We start from the raw sequence: 349 nt of genomic DNA, 5'->3' as shown, positions 1-349 counted from the left end.
CAGGGAGCCACGCAGGTGCGCCGGCAGCGTGGACATGATCTTGACGAGGCCGTCGCGGACTGTTTCGGCTGTGTGGTCCCCAGAGAGGTGGACGAGCATCACGTAACGGGTCGTGCGTTCGACCAAGGTCGCGATCGCGGTCTGGTTGTAGGCGCCCGTTATGAGGTCACCTTCGCAATGGCCAGGCACTGCCCGGTCCTCGATCTCAGGTGGACGCTCGGAGATCATAATCATGGGATCCACGAACCGGGAGGTGCGCTGCTCTCTCGTGCGGTGGGGTTTGCGGCGTGCCCTGCTGGTGCGCAGGGCTGCCTGGATCTCGCGTTTGAGTCCGCCCCTTGCCTGAACG

1 protein-coding gene is annotated in these 349 nt (G+C 64.5%); it reads right to left on the bottom strand.

The features are described from left to right. Nucleotides 1-349 (bottom strand): IS30 family transposase (locus tag AC6CH3_RS23495; protein WP_498134719.1); only part of this gene is annotated, 349 nt, incomplete at both ends.

The organism is Arthrobacter sp. GQ119 (genome assembly GCF_059759125.1).
Note: the sequence above shows the minus strand (reverse complement) of the source record. Positions and strands in the feature narration are given on the sequence as shown.